Genomic DNA, 15979 nt, shown 5'->3' with positions numbered 1-15979 from the left:
TTTTTACCCTGTCGCACGGCGGCAGGGGCAAGTTATCGGTGGCATGCGGCACGCTGCATGCCACCAGCAATAGAACCGGCGCAATCAAAGCGGAAACCATGAACAACCTGAATCTCGCACCGTTGTACCCCGAAATTTTTCTGGTGGTCGCGACGTCCGTCATCCTGCTGATCGACATGTTCCTGAGCGATGCCAGGCGCAATCTCACCTACCTGCTGTCGCTCGGCGCGCTCGCCGTGTGTGCGGCGCTGACGCTGGTGGACTTCAATCACGGCGCTACGCAGTACACCTTCGGCAACATGTTCGTGTCGGACCCGATGTCCAACCTGCTGAAGCTGTTTTCCTACCTGGCAGTGGGCCTGACGCTGATCTATTCGCGCCAGTACACCACCGACCGCAACATGGTGACGGTCAATACCGGCGGCGAATTCTACGTGCTGGCCCTGTTCTCGCTGGTTGGCCAGATGGTGATGCTGTCGGCAAACAATTTCCTTATCATCTATCTCGGCCTCGAGCTGATGTCGCTGTCGCTGTACGCGCTGGTGGCGCTGCGCCGCGACCATACGGCATCCACCGAAGCGGCGATGAAGTATTTCGTGCTGGGGGCGCTGGCCTCCGGCTTCCTGTTGTACGGCATCTCGATGCTGTATGGCGCGACCGGCTCGCTCGACCTGGCGGAAGTGGCGCGCATCACCGCATCCGGCACCGTCAACCGCATGGTGCTGGTGTTCGGCGTCGTGTTCGTCGTCGCCGGCCTGGCATTCAAGCTGGGCGCTGCGCCGTTCCACATGTGGGTGCCTGACGTCTACCAAGGTGCGCCAACGTCGGTGACGCTGCTGCTGGGCGGCGCGCCCAAGCTGGCGGCTTTCGCCATTTGCATGCGTTTGCTGGTGGAAGGCCTGTGGACGTTGGCGGTGGACTGGCAGCAGATGCTGACCGTGATGGCCGTGGTCTCCATGGCGATCGGCAACATCACCGCGATCGCGCAAACCAATCTCAAGCGCATGCTTGCCTATTCGACGATCTCGCAGATGGGCTTCATGCTGCTGGGCCTGCTGTCCGGCGTGTATGCCGGCAGCGATGCCAATGCCGCTGCCAATGCCTACAGCTCGTCGATGTTCTACGCGATCACCTATGTGCTCACCACGCTGGGCACCTTCGGCGTGATCATGCTGCTGTCGCGGGCCGGTTTCGAAGCAGACAACCTGGAAGACTTCAAGGGCCTGAACCAGCGCAGCCCATGGTTCGCCGCGGTGATGATGGTGCTGCTGCTGTCGCTGGCAGGCGTGCCGCCGATGATGGGCTTCTATGCCAAGCTGGCCGTGCTGCAGTCGGTGCTGGGCGCAGGCATGCTCTGGCTGGCCATCGTGGCCGTGCTGTTCTCGCTGGTTGGCGCGTATTACTACCTGCGCATCATCAAGCTGATGTATTTCGATGACGCGACCGACAATACCCGCATCGTTGCCAACGGCGACATGCGTATCGCGCTGAGCCTGAACGGCGTGGCCGTGGTGGTGCTGGGCCTGCTGCCCGGTCCGCTGATGGCCGCCTGCGGCGCTGCCATCCTGCGTACGCTCGCTTCCTGATGCCGGCTTTCTCCCGCTAGATGGACGTTTCCCTCTCCAGCTGGCTGGTGATCCTCCTGGCCGCGCTGGCGGCCAACCTGCCTTTCCTCAGCGAGCGCGTGTTCGGCCTGATTCCCTGGCGCAGCGCAGTCAAGCCGTTCTGGCTGCGCCTGCTGGAGATGTTCTGCCTGTATGCGGCGGTTGGCCTGCTGGCTTTCCTGCTTGAGTCGCGCATGGGCAACCGTTTTCCGCAGCGCTGGGAATTCTTTGCAGTCACCGGCTGTCTGTTCATTGTGCTGGCCTATCCCGGCTTCGTGTATCGTTACCTGCGACGCCGCCAGGGCTGACCGCCGCTTCGCGAAAGGACCATCATGGACAAGCACCTGAAAGAAACCCGGGTCGACAGCTCGACCGTATATGACGGCGATTTTCTGAAAGTCCAGAAAGACAAGGTCATGCTGCCCAACGGCGCCCACTCCGAGCGTGAATACATCCGGCATCCGGGCGCGGTGGTGATCCTGCCGGTGCTGGACGATGGCAGCATCCTGATCGAGCGCCAGTACCGTTATCCGCTGGACCAGGTTTTCTACGAATTCCCGGCCGGGAAAATCGATCCGGGCGAGGATCATCTGGAATGCGCCAAGCGCGAGCTGAAGGAAGAAACCGGCTACACCGCGAGCGACTGGCAGTTCGTGTGCACGATACACAATGCCATCGCCTATTCCGACGAGCATCTCGAAATCTTCCTTGCGCGTGGGCTGGTTGCGGGCGAGAGTGCGCTGGATGACGGCGAGTTCCTGGAAACCATGACCGTGTCCGTCGATCAGCTGCTGCAATGGGTCAGGGAAGGGAAGGTCACCGATGTGAAGACGGTAATCGGTTCCTTCTGGCTGGAGAAAATCCTTTCGGGCGCCTGGCCAATGAAGTAGCGGTTTCAGCGCTGCGCGGCCGCCACAGGCCGAAATCCCTGGTGATAAAAAAAGCCGCTTGTCGCGGCTTTTTCGTTCTTACATGTTCGGATAGTTTGGTCCGCCGCCGCCTTCCGGCGTCACCCAGACGATGTTCTGGGTCGGGTCCTTGATATCGCAGGTCTTGCAGTGCACGCAGTTCTGCGCATTGATCTGCAGCCTTTCCTTGCCCTCGTCGCTGGTCACGTACTCGTACACACCCGCCGGGCAGTAGCGCTGCTCCGGGCCGGCATAGATATGCAGGTTGATGTCGACCGGCACGCTCGGGTCCTTCAGTGTCAGGTGCACCGGCTGGTCTTCGGCATGGTTGGTGTTGGAGATGAACACCGAGGACAACCGGTCGAAGGTCAGCTTGCCGTCCGGTTTCGGATAGACGATGGGCTTGAACTCGGCTGCCGGCCGCAGGTACTCGTGGTCCGGCTTCTTGTGGCGCAGCGTCCATGGCGCCTTGCCGCGGAACAGCACCTGGTCGATGCCGACCATCAGCGTGCCGGTGTACAGGCCTTGTCCCATGAAGGGCTTGAAGTTCCGCGCCTTGTGCAGCTCGTCATACAGCCAGCTGTTGCGGAAGGCTTCCGGATAGGCGGTCAGTTCATCGTGCTGGCGATCGGCGCCCAGCGCTTCGAATGCGGCTTCGGCGGCCATCATGCCAGTCTTCATCGCGGCATGGCTGCCCTTGATGCGGCTGGCATTGAGGAAGCCGGCATCGCATCCCAGCAGCACGCCGCCCGGGAAGGTCAGCTTGGGCAAGGACTGCAGCCCGCCGGCGGTAATGGCGCGCGCGCCGTAGGAAATGCGCTTGCCGCCTTCGAAGAACTTGCGGATTTCCGGATGCGTCTTGTAGCGCTGGAATTCCTCGTACGGCGACAGGTAGGGATTGGAGTAGGACAGGCCCACCACATAGCCGACCGCAACCTGGTTGTTTTCCAGGTGGTAGAGGAAGGAGCCGCCGTAGGTGGTCGCATCCAGCGGCCAGCCTGCCGTGTGAATCACCAGGCCAGGCTTGTGCATCTTCGGATCGATTTCCCACAGTTCCTTGATGCCGATGCCATAGGTCTGCGGATCGCGGCCGGCATTGAGGTCGAAGCGCTGCATCAGCTGCTTGCCCAGATGGCCGCGCGAGCCTTCGGCAAACAGGGTGTACTTCGCATGCAGCTCCATGCCGAGCTGGAAGGCATCGGTGGGCTTGCCTTCACGGTCCACGCCCATGTTGCCGGTGGCAACGCCCTTGACCGAGCCATCGTCGTTGTACAGGATCTCCGCGGCCGGAAAGCCCGGGAAGACTTCCACGCCCAGGGCTTCAGCCTGCTGGCCCAGCCAGCGCGTCACATTGGCCAGCGACACGACGTAATTGCCATGGTTCTTGAAGCAGGCCGGCAGCATCCATTCCGGGGTGGTGCGGGCCTTCTTTTCGGTCAGGAACATGAAGCGGTCTTCGCTGACCGGAGTGTTCAGGGGCGCGCCCAGTTCGCGCCAGTTGGGGAACAGCTCGTTCATGGCGATCGGGTCCATCACCGCGCCCGACAGGATGTGCGCACCGACCTCGCCGCCTTTCTCCAGCACGCAGACCGAGACCTCGCGGCCGTTTTTCTCTGCCAATTGCTTCAGGCGAATAGCTGCCGACAGGCCGCCGGGTCCGCCGCCGACGATCACGACGTCATAGTCCATCGCTTCGCGCGGACCGTATTGTTCAAGAATGCTCTGGTTCTCCGTCATGGTCTCGTTACCTTTACTTTATTTTCGAACGTGCGTGCTAATTGTCCGGGATTTTGCGTCAGAATACTAGACGCGCGCCTCTAAACGCCCGCCATTCATGTAATCTTAGCGGCTTGGCCAGCGCCAGCGTCAAGGTAAAACAATTCAAGGAGAAAATTGTGGGGATAGAACTCAATTTCGAAGGCAAGGTTGCAATGGTCACCGGCGCGTCGAGCGGCCTGGGTGCACGCTTTGCGAAAGTACTTGCCCAGGGGGGAGCGCAGGTGGTCCTGGCGTCGCGCCGCATCGAGCGCCTGAAGGAACTGCGGGCCGAGATCGAGGCCGATGGCGGTGCTGCCCATGTCGTGAGCCTGGACGTGACGGACTATGCCAGCATCAAGGCCGCGATTGCGCATGCAGAGACCGAAGCCGGCCCGATCGATATCCTGGTCAACAACTCCGGCGTTTCCACCACGCAGCGCCTGATCGACGTCACGCCTGACGACTATGCCTATGTGATGGATACCAATCAGCGCGGCGCCTTTTTCGTCGCGCAGGAAGCGGCCAAGCGCATGATCGCGCGCGCCAAGGGCGACCCGAAAAAGCAGCACCGCATCATCAACATCGCCTCCGTGGCCGGCCTGCGGGTGCTGCCGCAGATCGGCATCTACTGCGTCAGCAAGGCGGCCGTGGTGCACATGACCAAGTCGATGGCGGTGGAATGGGGCCGCTACAACATCAACGTCAACGCCATCTGCCCCGGCTATATCAGCACCGAGATCAATGCCGAGCATTTCCAGTCGGAGCAGGGCAAGGCGCTGGTCAACATGCTGCCGAGAAAGCGCGTCGGCGAGCCGCAGGACCTCGACGGCCTGCTGCTGCTGCTGGCATCCGATGAAGCCCACTTCATCAACGGCGCGATCATGACCGCCGACGACGGCATGAGCGCGTCCTGAGCATGGCAGAGCGCACGCTCGTGCATGTGGCCCGCATGCCGATACGCTGGGGCGACATGGACATGATGGGCCATGTCAACAACGCCAAGTACTTCACCTATATCGAGACGGCTCGCATCGACTGGTTTACCAGCATTGCCTGTTCTCCCAACCCGGAAGGCGAGGGGCCGGTGCTGATCAATGCCAGCTGCACCTTTCTCAAGCAGCTTGAATATCCGGGCGAGATCGAGATACGGACCTTCGTCGGCGCCTTCGGCCGCACCAGCTTCGACACCTTCCACGAGATCCGGCGGGTCGATCAGCCGGACGTGCTGGCAGCCGAAGGTGCGGCCAAGGTGGTCTGGGTGGACTTCAGGGCAGGCAAGTCGACGCCGATTTCCCCGAAACTGCGGGCTATCCTGTCACGCCCGCTGCAGGCCGAATAGCCAGTAATCAGGCGTTCACAATACGGTTGCCTCGGCCGCCGCCGGGTTGCCTGGCGGCGCCTGGCGCGCCACGCCCAGCAGGCGATTGACCAGTTCGCTGGAAGTGGCGGCGGCGAACTTGCGCATCAGCCGGGCACGATGCATCTCGACCGTGCGCGGGCTCAGGCCGACCTGGCGCGCGATCAGCTTGCTGGTCTTGCCTTCCACCAGCAGGGCCGCGATCTCCCGCTCGCGCGGCGTCAGCTCGGCGGTGACGGGCCGCTTGGCGCTCAGGTCGTCGAAGGTCCAAATGCCTGCCGCATGGGCATCCTGCGGCACCAGCGCGCTGCCCGATACATGGCACCAGAACAGCTCCTGGTTCGCGCGCTTCATGATGCGTTCATCGGAGTAACGGCCGCAGGCATTCATGATGGGCACGATGCGCGCGCCGGTGCGCTCGAATTCATCCGGCGAAGGGTAGAGCACCGAGAACGACTTGCCATTCAGCTCGCCCTGGGCATAGCCAAACATCCGGTCCAGCGCGCGGTTGCTGGCCTGGATCACGCGGTTATGGGAAACACACATGCCCACCGGGGCATGCATGAATATGGTCTCGAAGTCGATGGCAACGCCTTGTCTCATGGGGTGATACGCTCTTTATCCGCGATGAAGTTCGTACTTCTACGGTATTGTGCTGCGGTATACGGCAATCTATTCTTCGGGTTGCATCATAAATGACCGCATTTCTTATTGGAATCCGGTCTACTTTACACAAAGGGACGCTATGAAGAAAGTTTATCCCGATGCGGCATCCGCGCTTGCCGACATCGTCAAGGACGGGCAGACCATCGCCGTGGGCGGCTTTGGCCTGTGCGGCATACCCGAGGCACTGATCGCAGCGCTGCGCGACTCGGGCGTCAAGGACCTGACCGCCATCTCCAACAATGCCGGCGTGGACAACTTCGGTCTTGGCCAGCTGCTCGCGACGCGCCAGATCAAGAAGATGATCGCGTCCTATGTTGGTGAAAACAAGGAGTTCGAGCGCCAGTACCTGGCAGGCGAACTGGAACTGGAATTCACGCCGCAAGGAACCCTGGCCGAGAAACTGCGCGCCGGCGGCTCCGGCATCCCGGCCTTCTTTACCAAAACCGGCGTCGGCACCATCGTGGCTGAAGGCAAGGACGTGCGCGAGTTCGATGGCGAGCAATACGTGCTGGAGCGCTCCCTGGTGGCGGATGTGTCCCTGGTGAAAGCCTACATGGCCGACAAGGCCGGCAACCTGGTGTACAACAAGACTGCGCGCAACTTCAATCCCAACGTCGCGATGGCCGGCAAGATCACGGTGGTGGAAGTCGAGAAGCTGGTCGAGGTTGGCGAGATCGACCCAGACCATGTGCATACGCCCAGCATTTTCGTGCATCGCATCGTCGTCAATGCGAGCCCGGAAAAACGAATCGAGCAACGCACGGTGCGTGCTAAATAATCGGGAGACAGATCATGGCATGGACTCGTGAAGAAATGGCCGCGCGCGCGGCCCAGGAATTGCAGGACGGTTTTTACGTCAACCTCGGCATTGGCTTGCCCACCATGGTGGCCAACTATGTGCCGCAAAACATGGAAGTCTGGCTGCAATCGGAAAACGGCCTGCTGGGCATTGGCCCTTTCCCGACTGAGGAGACGATCGATCCCGATCTGATCAATGCCGGCAAGCAAACCGTGACGGCATTGCCGGGCGCTTCGTATTTCCCCTCCGCCGATTCGTTCGCGATGATCCGCGGCGGCAAGGTCAACATCGCCATTCTGGGTGCGATGCAGGTCTCCGAGCATGGCGACCTGGCGAACTGGATGATCCCCGGCAAGATGGTCAAGGGCATGGGCGGCGCGATGGACCTGGTTGCAGGCGTCAGGCGGGTGGTGGTGCTGATGGAGCATGTAGCCAAGGCCAAGGACGCCAGCACGTCACACAAGATCCTGAAGAAGTGCGACCTGCCGCTGACCGGCGTCAGCGTGGTGGACCGCATCATCACCGACCTCGGCGTGATCGATGTCTCCGAGCAGGGTCTGAAGCTGGTGGAGCTGGCGCCTGGCGTCACTGTCGACGAGATCGTTGCCAAGACCGGCGCGCCGCTCGATACCTCGGCCGTTGCCTGATCGGCAGGCATCAATAAGAACGGCGCCTTGGATAAGGCGCCGTTTTTTATTTCAGTCCTGAAGCGATTTATTGTGCCACCCAGCCGCCATCCATATTCCACGCCACGCCGCGCACCTGGCTGGCCGCTTCGCTGCACATGAATACCGCCAGTGCGCCCAGCTGTTCCGGTGTAACGAATTCGCCCGACGGCTGCTTTTCCGCCAGCAGCATGCGCTTGGCTTCCTCATTGGAAACGCCATGCTCGGCTGCACGGGCATCCACCTGCTTCTGCACCAGGGGCGTCAGCACCCAGCCGGGGCAGATCGCATTGCAGGTAATGCCGGTCTGCGCGGTTTCGAGCGCGGTGGCCTTGGTCAGGCCGACCAGCCCATGCTTGGCCGCGACATAGGCGGACTTCTGCGCCGATGCCACCAGGCCGTGCGCCGAGGCCACGTTGATGATGCGGCCCCAGTTCTGTTCCTTCATGCGCGACAAGGCCAGGCGGGTGGTGTGGAAGGCGGAAGTCAGGTTGATTGCAATCACCGCGTCCCACTTGTCCACGGGGAAATCCTCGATGTTGGCGACATGCTGAATGCCTGCGTTGTTGACGACGATATCGACGCCGCCAAACTGCTCCACGGCGCTGCGCATCATCAGTTCGATTTCGGTGGGCTGCGACATGTCCGCATTGTGATAGGAGGTCTTGATGCCGAATTCCTTGGCCACGTCCGCCTGCAGCTTGGTGATGGCCGTGGCGTCGCCAAAGCCATTGAACATGATGTTTGCGCCTTGCGCCCCCAGCGCGCGCGCAATGCCCAGGCCGATACCGGACGTGGAACCGGTTACCAGGGCGGTCTTGCCTTTCAGAGTGGTGCCTTGCATGGAGTCCCCTATCGCCAGGATTGATGAAATGTAAAGAAGTTATCGGATTCTAAGCGGAACGCTTAGTAAAATACAGGTTTCGCATGCCAGTACTTCTACGGTAAATCCCCATGACTATCCCTCCCGCTCCCGGTCCAGGCTATCCCCCGATCAAGTATGTGCAATGCATTTCGCCAGGCGGTCTGCACCGCATGGCGTACAAGGAATGGGGCGACCCGCGCAATCGCAATGTGCTGGTCTGCGTGCATGGCGTAACCCGTGTCTCCGACGACTTCGATGCGCTCGCGCGCGAACTGAGCGATGTCTACCGCGTCGTATGTCCCGATGTGGTTGGCCGCGGCCGTTCCGGCTGGCTGCGCAATCCCACCTATTACCTGCTGCCGCAATATGTCTCCGACATGGTGACGCTGCTGGCGCGGCTCGATGCGGACAGCGTCGACTGGGTCGGCACCTCCATGGGCGGGCTGATCGGCATGGGCCTGGCCGGGCTGGAGGGCAATCCGATACGCCGCTTGGTGTTGAACGATATTGGCCCCACCTTGAACCATGCGGCGCTGGAGCGCATCGGCGCCTACATCGGCGAGCAAATGCAGTTCGATACATTTGAGGAAGGCGAGCAATACATACGCAACATCACTGCAACTTTCGGTCCTCATGCCGACCATGAATGGAGGAAGCTGGCGGCCGACGTGCTGCGCCAGGACGCGGAGGGAAAATGGATCAGGCATTATGATCCGCAACTTGCGCTGCCATTCAGGAGCAGCACGGTGGAAGCCACCGCCCAGGCGGAAGCCATGCTGTGGGCGGCCTATGATGCGATACGCTGTCCCACCTTGCTGCTGCGCGGCGCTGAGTCGGATCTGCTGACGGCAGAAACGGCGCGGGAAATGGCGAACCGCGGGCCGAAAGCACGTTTGGTCGAGTTTGCTGGCGTCGGCCATGCGCCCAGCCTGATGCATGGCGACCAGATCGCGGTCGTGCAGAAATTCCTGCTCGATTGAGTTGCGACAAATTGGAATAAACGATGGATATCAAGAGAATGCATGTGGGGCCGCGGCTGTCCGAGGCAGCCATCCATAACGGCGTGGTCTATCTCGCCGGCCAGATCGCCGAGGATGCCACCCAGAATATCGAAGGCCAGACGCGCGAAGTGCTCGGGCATGTTGACCGGCTGCTGGCCGAAGCCGGAAGCGACAAGAGCCGCATCCTGATGTGCCAGATCTATCTGGCCGACATCAAGGACATCGTGGCGATGAACGTCATCTGGGATGCATGGGTGCCGGCTGGCCATACGCCGCCGCGCGCCACGGTGCAGGCCTTGCTGGCGCGGCCCGAACTGCTGATCGAAGTCGTGGTCACAGCGGCCGCATAGGAGTATCCGGGTTCATGGTATCGATTTCGACTGCGAGCGACGAGGCGTCGGTGCAACTGGTTGCCGGCCTGTCCGAGGCCGATGCAAAGCGCGTACTGAATGCGCTGGAATTCGTTCGTCCGCTGTATTCCGGAAACCCGGTGGCGACAGGGCAGGACGCCTTCGTGTTTTCGGAAAGCGTCGCCGTGACGCTGGCCTCGCTGAAGACCGATGCCGAGACCAGAATCGCCGGCCTGCTGTTCGAGCTTCCCATCATCGATGCGAAGGCCGCGGAACAGATCGAGGAACGCTTTGGCGTGGAGATCGCCGGCCTGGTCGATCACATACGGCAGTTGATGCGGCTGCATGAAATGACCTTCGGGCAGCACAAGGCGGTTTTCGACCGCAGCGACAAGGCCAGCAGCCAGCAGGCAACGGCCCAGGTCGAGACCCTGCGCAAGATGCTTCTGGCCATGGCCTCCGACATGCGGGTGGTGCTGGTGCGCCTGGCCTCGCGCCTGACCACGCTGCGCTATTTCGCCGACAACAAGCTGCAGAACGAACGCACCTGCCAGTACGCACGCGAGACGTTCGACCTGTATGCGCCGCTGGCAAACCGGCTCGGCGTATGGCAACTGAAATGGGAACTGGAAGACCTGTCGTTCCGTTTCCTGGAGCCGCAGACCTACAAGCGCATCGCCAGCATGCTCGAAGAGAAGCGCCTGGGACGCGAGCAGTTCGTCAACTCGGCGATCGCACGGCTGAAGTCGGAACTGGCTGCGGCCGGCATCAAGGCCGAGGTCACGGGCCGGCCCAAGCACATCTACAGCATCTGGAACAAGATGCGCGGCAAGTCGCTCGAGTTTTCCGAGCTCTACGACGTGCGCGCATTCCGTGTAATCGTTGACGACATCAAGACTTGCTATGCGGTGCTGGGGATCGTGCATAACATCTGGGCGCCGATTCCCAAGGAGTTCGACGACTATATCTCCCGGCCCAAGGCCAATGGTTATCGTTCGCTGCATACCGTGGTGCTGGCCGAGGATGGCAGGCCGCTGGAAGTGCAGGTGCGTACCAGCGAGATGCATCACTTTGCCGAATACGGCGTTGCCGCGCACTGGCGCTACAAGGAAAGCCCGGGTTCGGCAGGGGAAAGATACGACGCCAAGATTGCCTGGCTGCGCCAGCTGCTGGCATGGAAGTCGGAGGTGGTGGACGCCGTCGTCGGCCAGGAGGAAGTGCGGCGCGACTGGGTGGAAAAGCTCAAGGCAGCCGCGCTGGATGACCGCATCTATGTGCTCACGCCCCAGGCGCGCGTGATCGAGCTGCCCAGCGGCGCCACGCCGATCGACTTCGCCTATCACCTGCACAGCGATGTCGGCCATCGCTGCCGCGGCGCCAAGGTCGATGGCGCGATGGTGCCCCTGAACACTGCGCTGAAGAATGGACAGACCGTGGAAATCATCACCGCCAAGGGCGAGGTCGCCGCTTCGGGTGCGGCCGGTCCGTCGCGGGACTGGCTGAGCGCCGATTATGCGGTGAGCTCGCGCACCCGGGCCAAGATACGCGCCTGGTTCAATGCCATCGACCAGCAGGAAACCCTCAACAGCGGCCGCTCCCAGGTGGAAAAGACCCTGCAGCGCGAGGGCAAGACCTCGGTCAATCTGGAAGACCTTGCGCACAAGCTGGGCTTTGCCAAGCTGGACGACTTCTTCCTCGCCATCGGCAAGGAAACCTTCAGCCTGCGCCAGGTGGAGCAGGCGCTGCATGCGGAGGACGGCAAGGCCGGGAAGCCGGTCAATCCCGATGACGCCGTGGTGCCGCGAAAGAGCAGGGCGTCCAGCGTGACCCAGGGCGCCAAATCCGGCGTGCTGGTGGTGGGCACGGAAGGCTTGCTGACCCAGCTGGCACGCTGCTGCAAGCCGGCGCCGCCGGACGAGATCATCGGCTTCGTCACGCGCGGCAAGGGCGTCTCCATTCACCGTGCCGCCTGCAAGAATTTCGCGGCGATGGAGGCGGCAGCGCCGGAGAGGGTGATCGCCACGGAATGGGGGCTGCCGGCTGCGGAGACGGTTTATCCGGTCGACCTGTTCATTCTGGCCAGCGACCGCCAGGGCCTGTTGCGCGACATCTCGGAAATCCTGCTGCGCGAAAAAATCAATGTGATTGGCGTCAGCACCCAGAGCAACAAGGGCCAGGCGCGCATGGCATTCACCGCCGAGATCACCTCCACCTCCCAGCTGCAAAGGGCATTGCAGATCATCCGCGACGTCAACGGTGTGCAGGAAGCCAGGCGGAATTGAAGAAGTTTGAAATGACCCTTGGCAAATCCGGTTCATGCCCCTATAATCCTGCTTCCTCAGGCGCGTAGCTCAGCTGGTTAGAGCACTACCTTGACATGGTAGGGGTCGTTGGTTCGAGTCCAATCGTGCCTACCAATGGATTTTGATCTTCAGATGTAACGAGGGTTAAAAATCATTGGTTCTGGAAAAAGCACCGTCGCAAGACGGTGCTTTTTTTTCGTCCCGTTCCGCCTTCCTGTTCTTTCATTCCCCGATTTCAAGCCGTCCTCTTCTCTAGCGCAGCGCAACCTTGCTGAAGTTGCACATTTTGATGTGCATCATTACGCTGCATACCGTGCGTTGAATACCATTTCCTCAGGATGGGCCTGGCAGGGCTGCCGGCTGCTATCCACCGCGAGGGCAAAAAGATGGCATCGACAATGAAACAATTCCTGCTGTGCCTGATGGCCTGCATGCCGATCGCAGCAATTGCTGATGGCGTCGCAGCGTCCCACTCAGGCTCGGGAAACACTTACCTGGCTGGCGGCGAAGTCAGGGTCACTCAGGCAGTCACGGCTGACCTTTACGCAGCCGGAGGGTCGGTGTCGGTGGCGCAATCAGTGGCCGAGGATGCCACGCTGGCGGGCGGCAAAATCGATGTGACAGCGCCGGTGGGGCAGGACTTGCGTGTCACCGGCGGCAAGATCCATGTCGACGCCAGGGTCGGCGGCGACTTGGCGGCAGCGGGCGGCAATGTCAGTATTTCCCCGGCCAGCCGTATCGGAGGCGATGTGATGCTGGCGGGTGGCGATGTGCGTTTTGCCGGTCAGGCCATGAAGGACATCAAGCTGGCTGGCGGCAAGCTCGTGCTGGCAGGCGAGGTCAAGGGCAATGCCCGTCTCTATGGCCAGGATATCCGGCTCGAGCCCGGAGCGAGGATAGTGGGTGACCTGGTTTATGCCAGCGAGAATCCGCTCTCTGACGAGGAGCTGGCGCTGGTTGCGGGCAAAGTCAGGCGGGAAGATGATGCGCCAGGCCGCCATCGCAACACCGGCGGTGGCTGGATGCATCCCGTATTTTTCATCAGCATGCTGGCCTGCGGTTCCATCCTGTTCCTTGTGTTCCCAAATGCGGTGAAGGGCGCGGAAGAGACCATGCGGCATACGCCGCTGAAAAGCCTGGCGCTCGGCTTGGTTCTGCTGTTTGCATTGCCGCCCGTAGCCATCCTTTTCGTGGTGACCTTGATCGGCATCCCGATCGGCTTTGGATTGATGCTGTTGTATCCGCTGCTGCTGTTGCTGGGCTATCTGTGCGCGGCCTTGTTCGTTGGCCATGCAGTCGCGCAGGCGCTGAAGCAGTCGGGCAAGACCGGCATGACTTGGCAGATCGGCTTTCTGGCATTGGCGCTGCTGCTCTTCAGCGTGGCCGCCCGCATCCCGATGCTGGGTGGCATGCTGGTTTTTCTGGTGGCTCTGATGGGTACGGGCGCTCTGGTTCAGTGGCTCTATCGGCGTTACCGGGGCAGGGCGTCCGGTGCGGAAGTGGCGCTTTGAGTCTGGAAATCCGGCGGTGAGTCTGGTAAGCTCGCCCCTTATTCCGAATTCTGTTTATGTAAGAGCGAGAAAGGCAATCCGGTTATGACACCGCGAACTACCCCGCAGCAAGTCCAGGAGCGACGCTAGTCGGGATCTTTTTCGTCTTACTTATTGAAAAAGCGCGGCTGGTCCGCGTTTTTTTTCGTCCAGATTTTTTATCTTCCACATCGCAGCACACCGGCCAAGCCGGATATGGAGAGCACAATGATTGCAGTCAGACTTCCCGATGGTTCGCAGCGCCAGTTCGAATCCCCGGTGACCGTGGCGCAGGTCGCCGCCAGCATAGGTGCAGGCCTGGCCAAGGCGGCCCTGGCCGGCAAGGTGGATGGCAAGGTGGTGGATACGTCCCACCTGATCGACCACGACGCCGACCTCGCCATCATCACGGACAAGGATCCGGAGGGCATCGATGTGATACGCCATTCGACTGCACACCTGCTGGCGTATGCCGTCAAGGAGCTGTTTCCCGATGCGCAGGTCACCATCGGGCCGGTGATCGAGAATGGCTTTTACTATGACTTTTCCTACAAGCGTCCATTCACCCCGGAGGACCTGCAGGCCATCGAAAGGAAAATGGCGGAACTGGCCAAGCGCGACGAGCCTGTGACGCGCTCGGTGCTGCCGCGCGACGAGGCGGTCGCCTATTTCAAGTCCATCGGCGAGGCCTACAAGGCCGAGATCATTGCCTCCATCCCTGCCAACGAGGACGTCTCGCTGTATGCGGAAGGGAAGTTCACTGACCTGTGCCGCGGTCCGCACGTGCCGTCCACCGGCAAGCTCAAGGTGTTCAAGCTAATGAAGCTGGCCGGCGCCTACTGGCGCGGCGATTCCAAGAACGAGATGCTGCAGCGTATCTACGGCACCGCCTGGGGCAGGAAGGAAGACCAGGAAGCCTATCTGCACATGCTGGAGGAAGCCGAGAAGCGCGACCATCGCAAGCTCGGTCGTCAGCTGGACCTGTTCCATTTCCAGGACGAGGCGCCGGGCCTGATTTTCTGGCATCCGAAGGGTTGGACCATCTGGCAGCAGGTCGAGCAGTACATGCGCTCGGTCTACCAGGACAACGGCTTCCAGGAAGTGAAGGGGCCGCAGATTCTCGATCGCAGCCTGTGGGAAAAGTCCGGCCACTGGGAAAACTACAAGGAAAACATGTTCACGACCGAGTCGGAGAACCGTTCCTACGCCTTAAAGCCTATGAATTGCCCGGGACACGTGCAGATCTTCAAGTCCAACATGCACTCCTACCGCGAGCTGCCGTTGCGCTATGGCGAATTCGGCCAGTGCCACCGCAATGAGCCATCCGGTTCCCTGCACGGCATGATGCGGGTACGCGGCTTTACCCAGGACGACGGCCACATCTTCTGCACCGAAGACCAGATCCTGGACGAGTGCGTCAATGCCACTGCGCTGTTGCAGAAGGTGTACAGGGATTTCGGCTTCAATGAAATCATCTACAAGGTGGCAACGCGCCCTGAGAAGCGGGTCGGTTCGGACGAGGCATGGGACAAGGCGGAGGCGGCGCTGATCGAATCGCTGAAGCGTTCCGGATGCGAATTCGAAATCGCGCCGGGCGAAGGCGCGTTCTATGGCCCGAAAATCGAATACACGCTGAAGGATGCCATTGGCCGGATGTGGCAATGCGGTACGATCCAGGTCGATTTCTCGATGCCGGTACGGCTGGAAGCGGAATATGTTGCCGAAGACAACACCCGCAAGGTGCCTGTCATGCTGCACCGGGCTATCCTTGGTTCGCTGGAACGTTTCATCGGCATGCTGATCGAAAACCACGCCGGGGCCTTGCCCTTGTGGCTTGCGCCGGTGCAGGTGGTGGTTCTCAATATTTCCGATGCCCAGGCGGACTATGCCCGTGAAGTAACACAAGCCTTGAAAAAACAAGGGTTTAGGGTGAATTCGGATTTGCGTAACGAGAAAATAACCTATAAAATACGCGAGCATTCCGTCCAAAAATTGCCGTACATCATAGTGGTGGGCGACAAGGAACGGGATTCGAATACGGTGGCCGTGCGTGCGCGTGGCAACGTCGATCTGGGCAGCATGCCAGTCGACGCGCTGGTGGAAAGACTCTCCCGAGACCTCGAAACCAAAGCCTGAGCGGGGAACCCGCTGCGCAAAAGCACGGCTTAATCATT

At 60.9% G+C, this 15979-nt stretch carries 15 protein-coding genes and 1 tRNA gene; 13 read left to right on the top strand and 3 right to left on the bottom strand.

Annotated features, from left to right (window positions below; genetic code table 11):
- Positions 1 to 98 precede the first annotated feature (98 nt).
- Genes nuoN through KTQ42_RS09115 form a run of 3 tightly spaced genes read left to right on the top strand, consistent with a single transcriptional unit; the run spans position 99 to position 2494 of the window.
- Complete coding sequence (gene nuoN, locus KTQ42_RS09125) at positions 99 to 1586, top strand: NADH-quinone oxidoreductase subunit NuoN (RefSeq protein ID WP_217345224.1); 1488 nt, start codon at positions 99 to 101, stop codon at positions 1584 to 1586.
- A 20-nt stretch (positions 1587 to 1606) separates the two neighbouring features.
- On the top strand, positions 1607 to 1912 hold the full coding sequence (locus KTQ42_RS09120; RefSeq protein ID WP_217345223.1) for a DUF2818 family protein: 306 nt from the start codon (positions 1607 to 1609) through the stop codon (positions 1910 to 1912).
- A 24-nt stretch (positions 1913 to 1936) separates the two neighbouring features.
- Positions 1937 to 2494, top strand: coding sequence for an NUDIX hydrolase (locus tag KTQ42_RS09115; RefSeq protein WP_217345222.1), 558 nt, complete (start codon positions 1937 to 1939; stop codon positions 2492 to 2494).
- Positions 2495 to 2572: 78 nt separating this feature from the next.
- Here the strand turns inward: KTQ42_RS09115 and KTQ42_RS09110 are convergent, their stop codons facing one another.
- Positions 2573 to 4249, bottom strand: coding sequence for an electron transfer flavoprotein-ubiquinone oxidoreductase (locus KTQ42_RS09110; protein WP_217345221.1), 1677 nt, complete (start codon positions 4247 to 4249; stop codon positions 2573 to 2575).
- A gap of 158 nt (positions 4250 to 4407) precedes the next feature.
- On the opposite strand from KTQ42_RS09110, the gene KTQ42_RS09105 reads away from it, so the two are divergent.
- Together KTQ42_RS09105 and KTQ42_RS09100 are read left to right on the top strand one after the other, a co-directional pair.
- Positions 4408 to 5184 carry an SDR family oxidoreductase gene (locus tag KTQ42_RS09105; RefSeq protein ID WP_194714175.1) on the top strand — a complete coding sequence of 259 codons (777 nt, stop codon included), beginning with the start codon at positions 4408 to 4410 and terminating at the stop codon, positions 5182 to 5184.
- A 2-nt stretch (positions 5185 to 5186) separates the two neighbouring features.
- Positions 5187 to 5609: a thioesterase family protein gene (locus KTQ42_RS09100; protein ID WP_217345220.1), complete on the top strand. Its 423-nt coding sequence runs from the start codon at positions 5187 to 5189 to the stop codon at positions 5607 to 5609.
- 15 nt (positions 5610 to 5624) lie between these two features.
- On the opposite strand, the gene KTQ42_RS09095 is transcribed toward KTQ42_RS09100, so the two are convergent.
- The gene (locus KTQ42_RS09095) at positions 5625 to 6230 is read right to left on the bottom strand and encodes a LuxR C-terminal-related transcriptional regulator (protein ID WP_217345219.1); all 606 of its coding nucleotides are present in this window, start codon (positions 6228 to 6230) and stop codon (positions 5625 to 5627) included.
- A gap of 142 nt (positions 6231 to 6372) precedes the next feature.
- Here KTQ42_RS09095 and KTQ42_RS09090 point away from each other — a divergent pair, with 142 nt between their 5' ends.
- On the top strand, positions 6373 to 7071 hold the full coding sequence (locus KTQ42_RS09090) for a CoA transferase subunit A (RefSeq protein WP_217345218.1): 699 nt from the start codon (positions 6373 to 6375) through the stop codon (positions 7069 to 7071).
- A gap of 14 nt (positions 7072 to 7085) precedes the next feature.
- On the top strand, positions 7086 to 7739 hold the full coding sequence (locus KTQ42_RS09085; protein ID WP_217345217.1) for a CoA transferase subunit B: 654 nt from the start codon (positions 7086 to 7088) through the stop codon (positions 7737 to 7739).
- A 67-nt stretch (positions 7740 to 7806) separates the two neighbouring features.
- Here KTQ42_RS09085 and KTQ42_RS09080 read toward each other — a convergent pair whose 3' ends face one another.
- On the bottom strand, positions 7807 to 8601 hold the full coding sequence (locus KTQ42_RS09080; protein ID WP_217345216.1) for a 3-hydroxybutyrate dehydrogenase: 795 nt from the start codon (positions 8599 to 8601) through the stop codon (positions 7807 to 7809).
- A 110-nt stretch (positions 8602 to 8711) separates the two neighbouring features.
- Here KTQ42_RS09080 and KTQ42_RS09075 point away from each other — a divergent pair, with 110 nt between their 5' ends.
- The 6 genes from KTQ42_RS09075 (at position 8712) to thrS (ending at position 15941) form a co-directional block, all read left to right on the top strand.
- Positions 8712 to 9602, top strand: coding sequence for an alpha/beta hydrolase (locus tag KTQ42_RS09075; protein ID WP_249222696.1), 891 nt, complete (start codon positions 8712 to 8714; stop codon positions 9600 to 9602).
- A gap of 23 nt (positions 9603 to 9625) precedes the next feature.
- The gene (locus KTQ42_RS09070) at positions 9626 to 9973 is read left to right on the top strand and encodes a RidA family protein (RefSeq protein ID WP_217345215.1); all 348 of its coding nucleotides are present in this window, start codon (positions 9626 to 9628) and stop codon (positions 9971 to 9973) included.
- 14 nt (positions 9974 to 9987) lie between these two features.
- The gene (locus KTQ42_RS09065) at positions 9988 to 12255 is read left to right on the top strand and encodes a bifunctional (p)ppGpp synthetase/guanosine-3',5'-bis(diphosphate) 3'-pyrophosphohydrolase (RefSeq protein ID WP_217345214.1); all 2268 of its coding nucleotides are present in this window, start codon (positions 9988 to 9990) and stop codon (positions 12253 to 12255) included.
- A 58-nt stretch (positions 12256 to 12313) separates the two neighbouring features.
- Positions 12314 to 12390 (top strand) — tRNA-Val (locus KTQ42_RS09060).
- A 284-nt stretch (positions 12391 to 12674) separates the two neighbouring features.
- On the top strand, positions 12675 to 13787 hold the full coding sequence (locus KTQ42_RS09055; protein ID WP_217345213.1) for a hypothetical protein: 1113 nt from the start codon (positions 12675 to 12677) through the stop codon (positions 13785 to 13787).
- Between the two features lie 246 nt (positions 13788 to 14033).
- Positions 14034 to 15941 (top strand): threonine--tRNA ligase, encoded by a 1908-nt coding sequence (gene thrS / locus KTQ42_RS09050; RefSeq protein ID WP_217345212.1) that lies wholly within the window; start codon positions 14034 to 14036, stop codon positions 15939 to 15941.
- The last annotated feature ends 38 nt before the right edge of the window (positions 15942 to 15979 follow it).

This window comes from Noviherbaspirillum sp. L7-7A, from assembly GCF_019052805.1.
Lineage (GTDB): Bacteria > Pseudomonadota > Gammaproteobacteria > Burkholderiales > Burkholderiaceae_D > Noviherbaspirillum_A.
The sequence above is the reverse complement of the archived record's forward strand: the minus strand, read 5'-3'. Positions and strand labels throughout refer to the sequence as shown.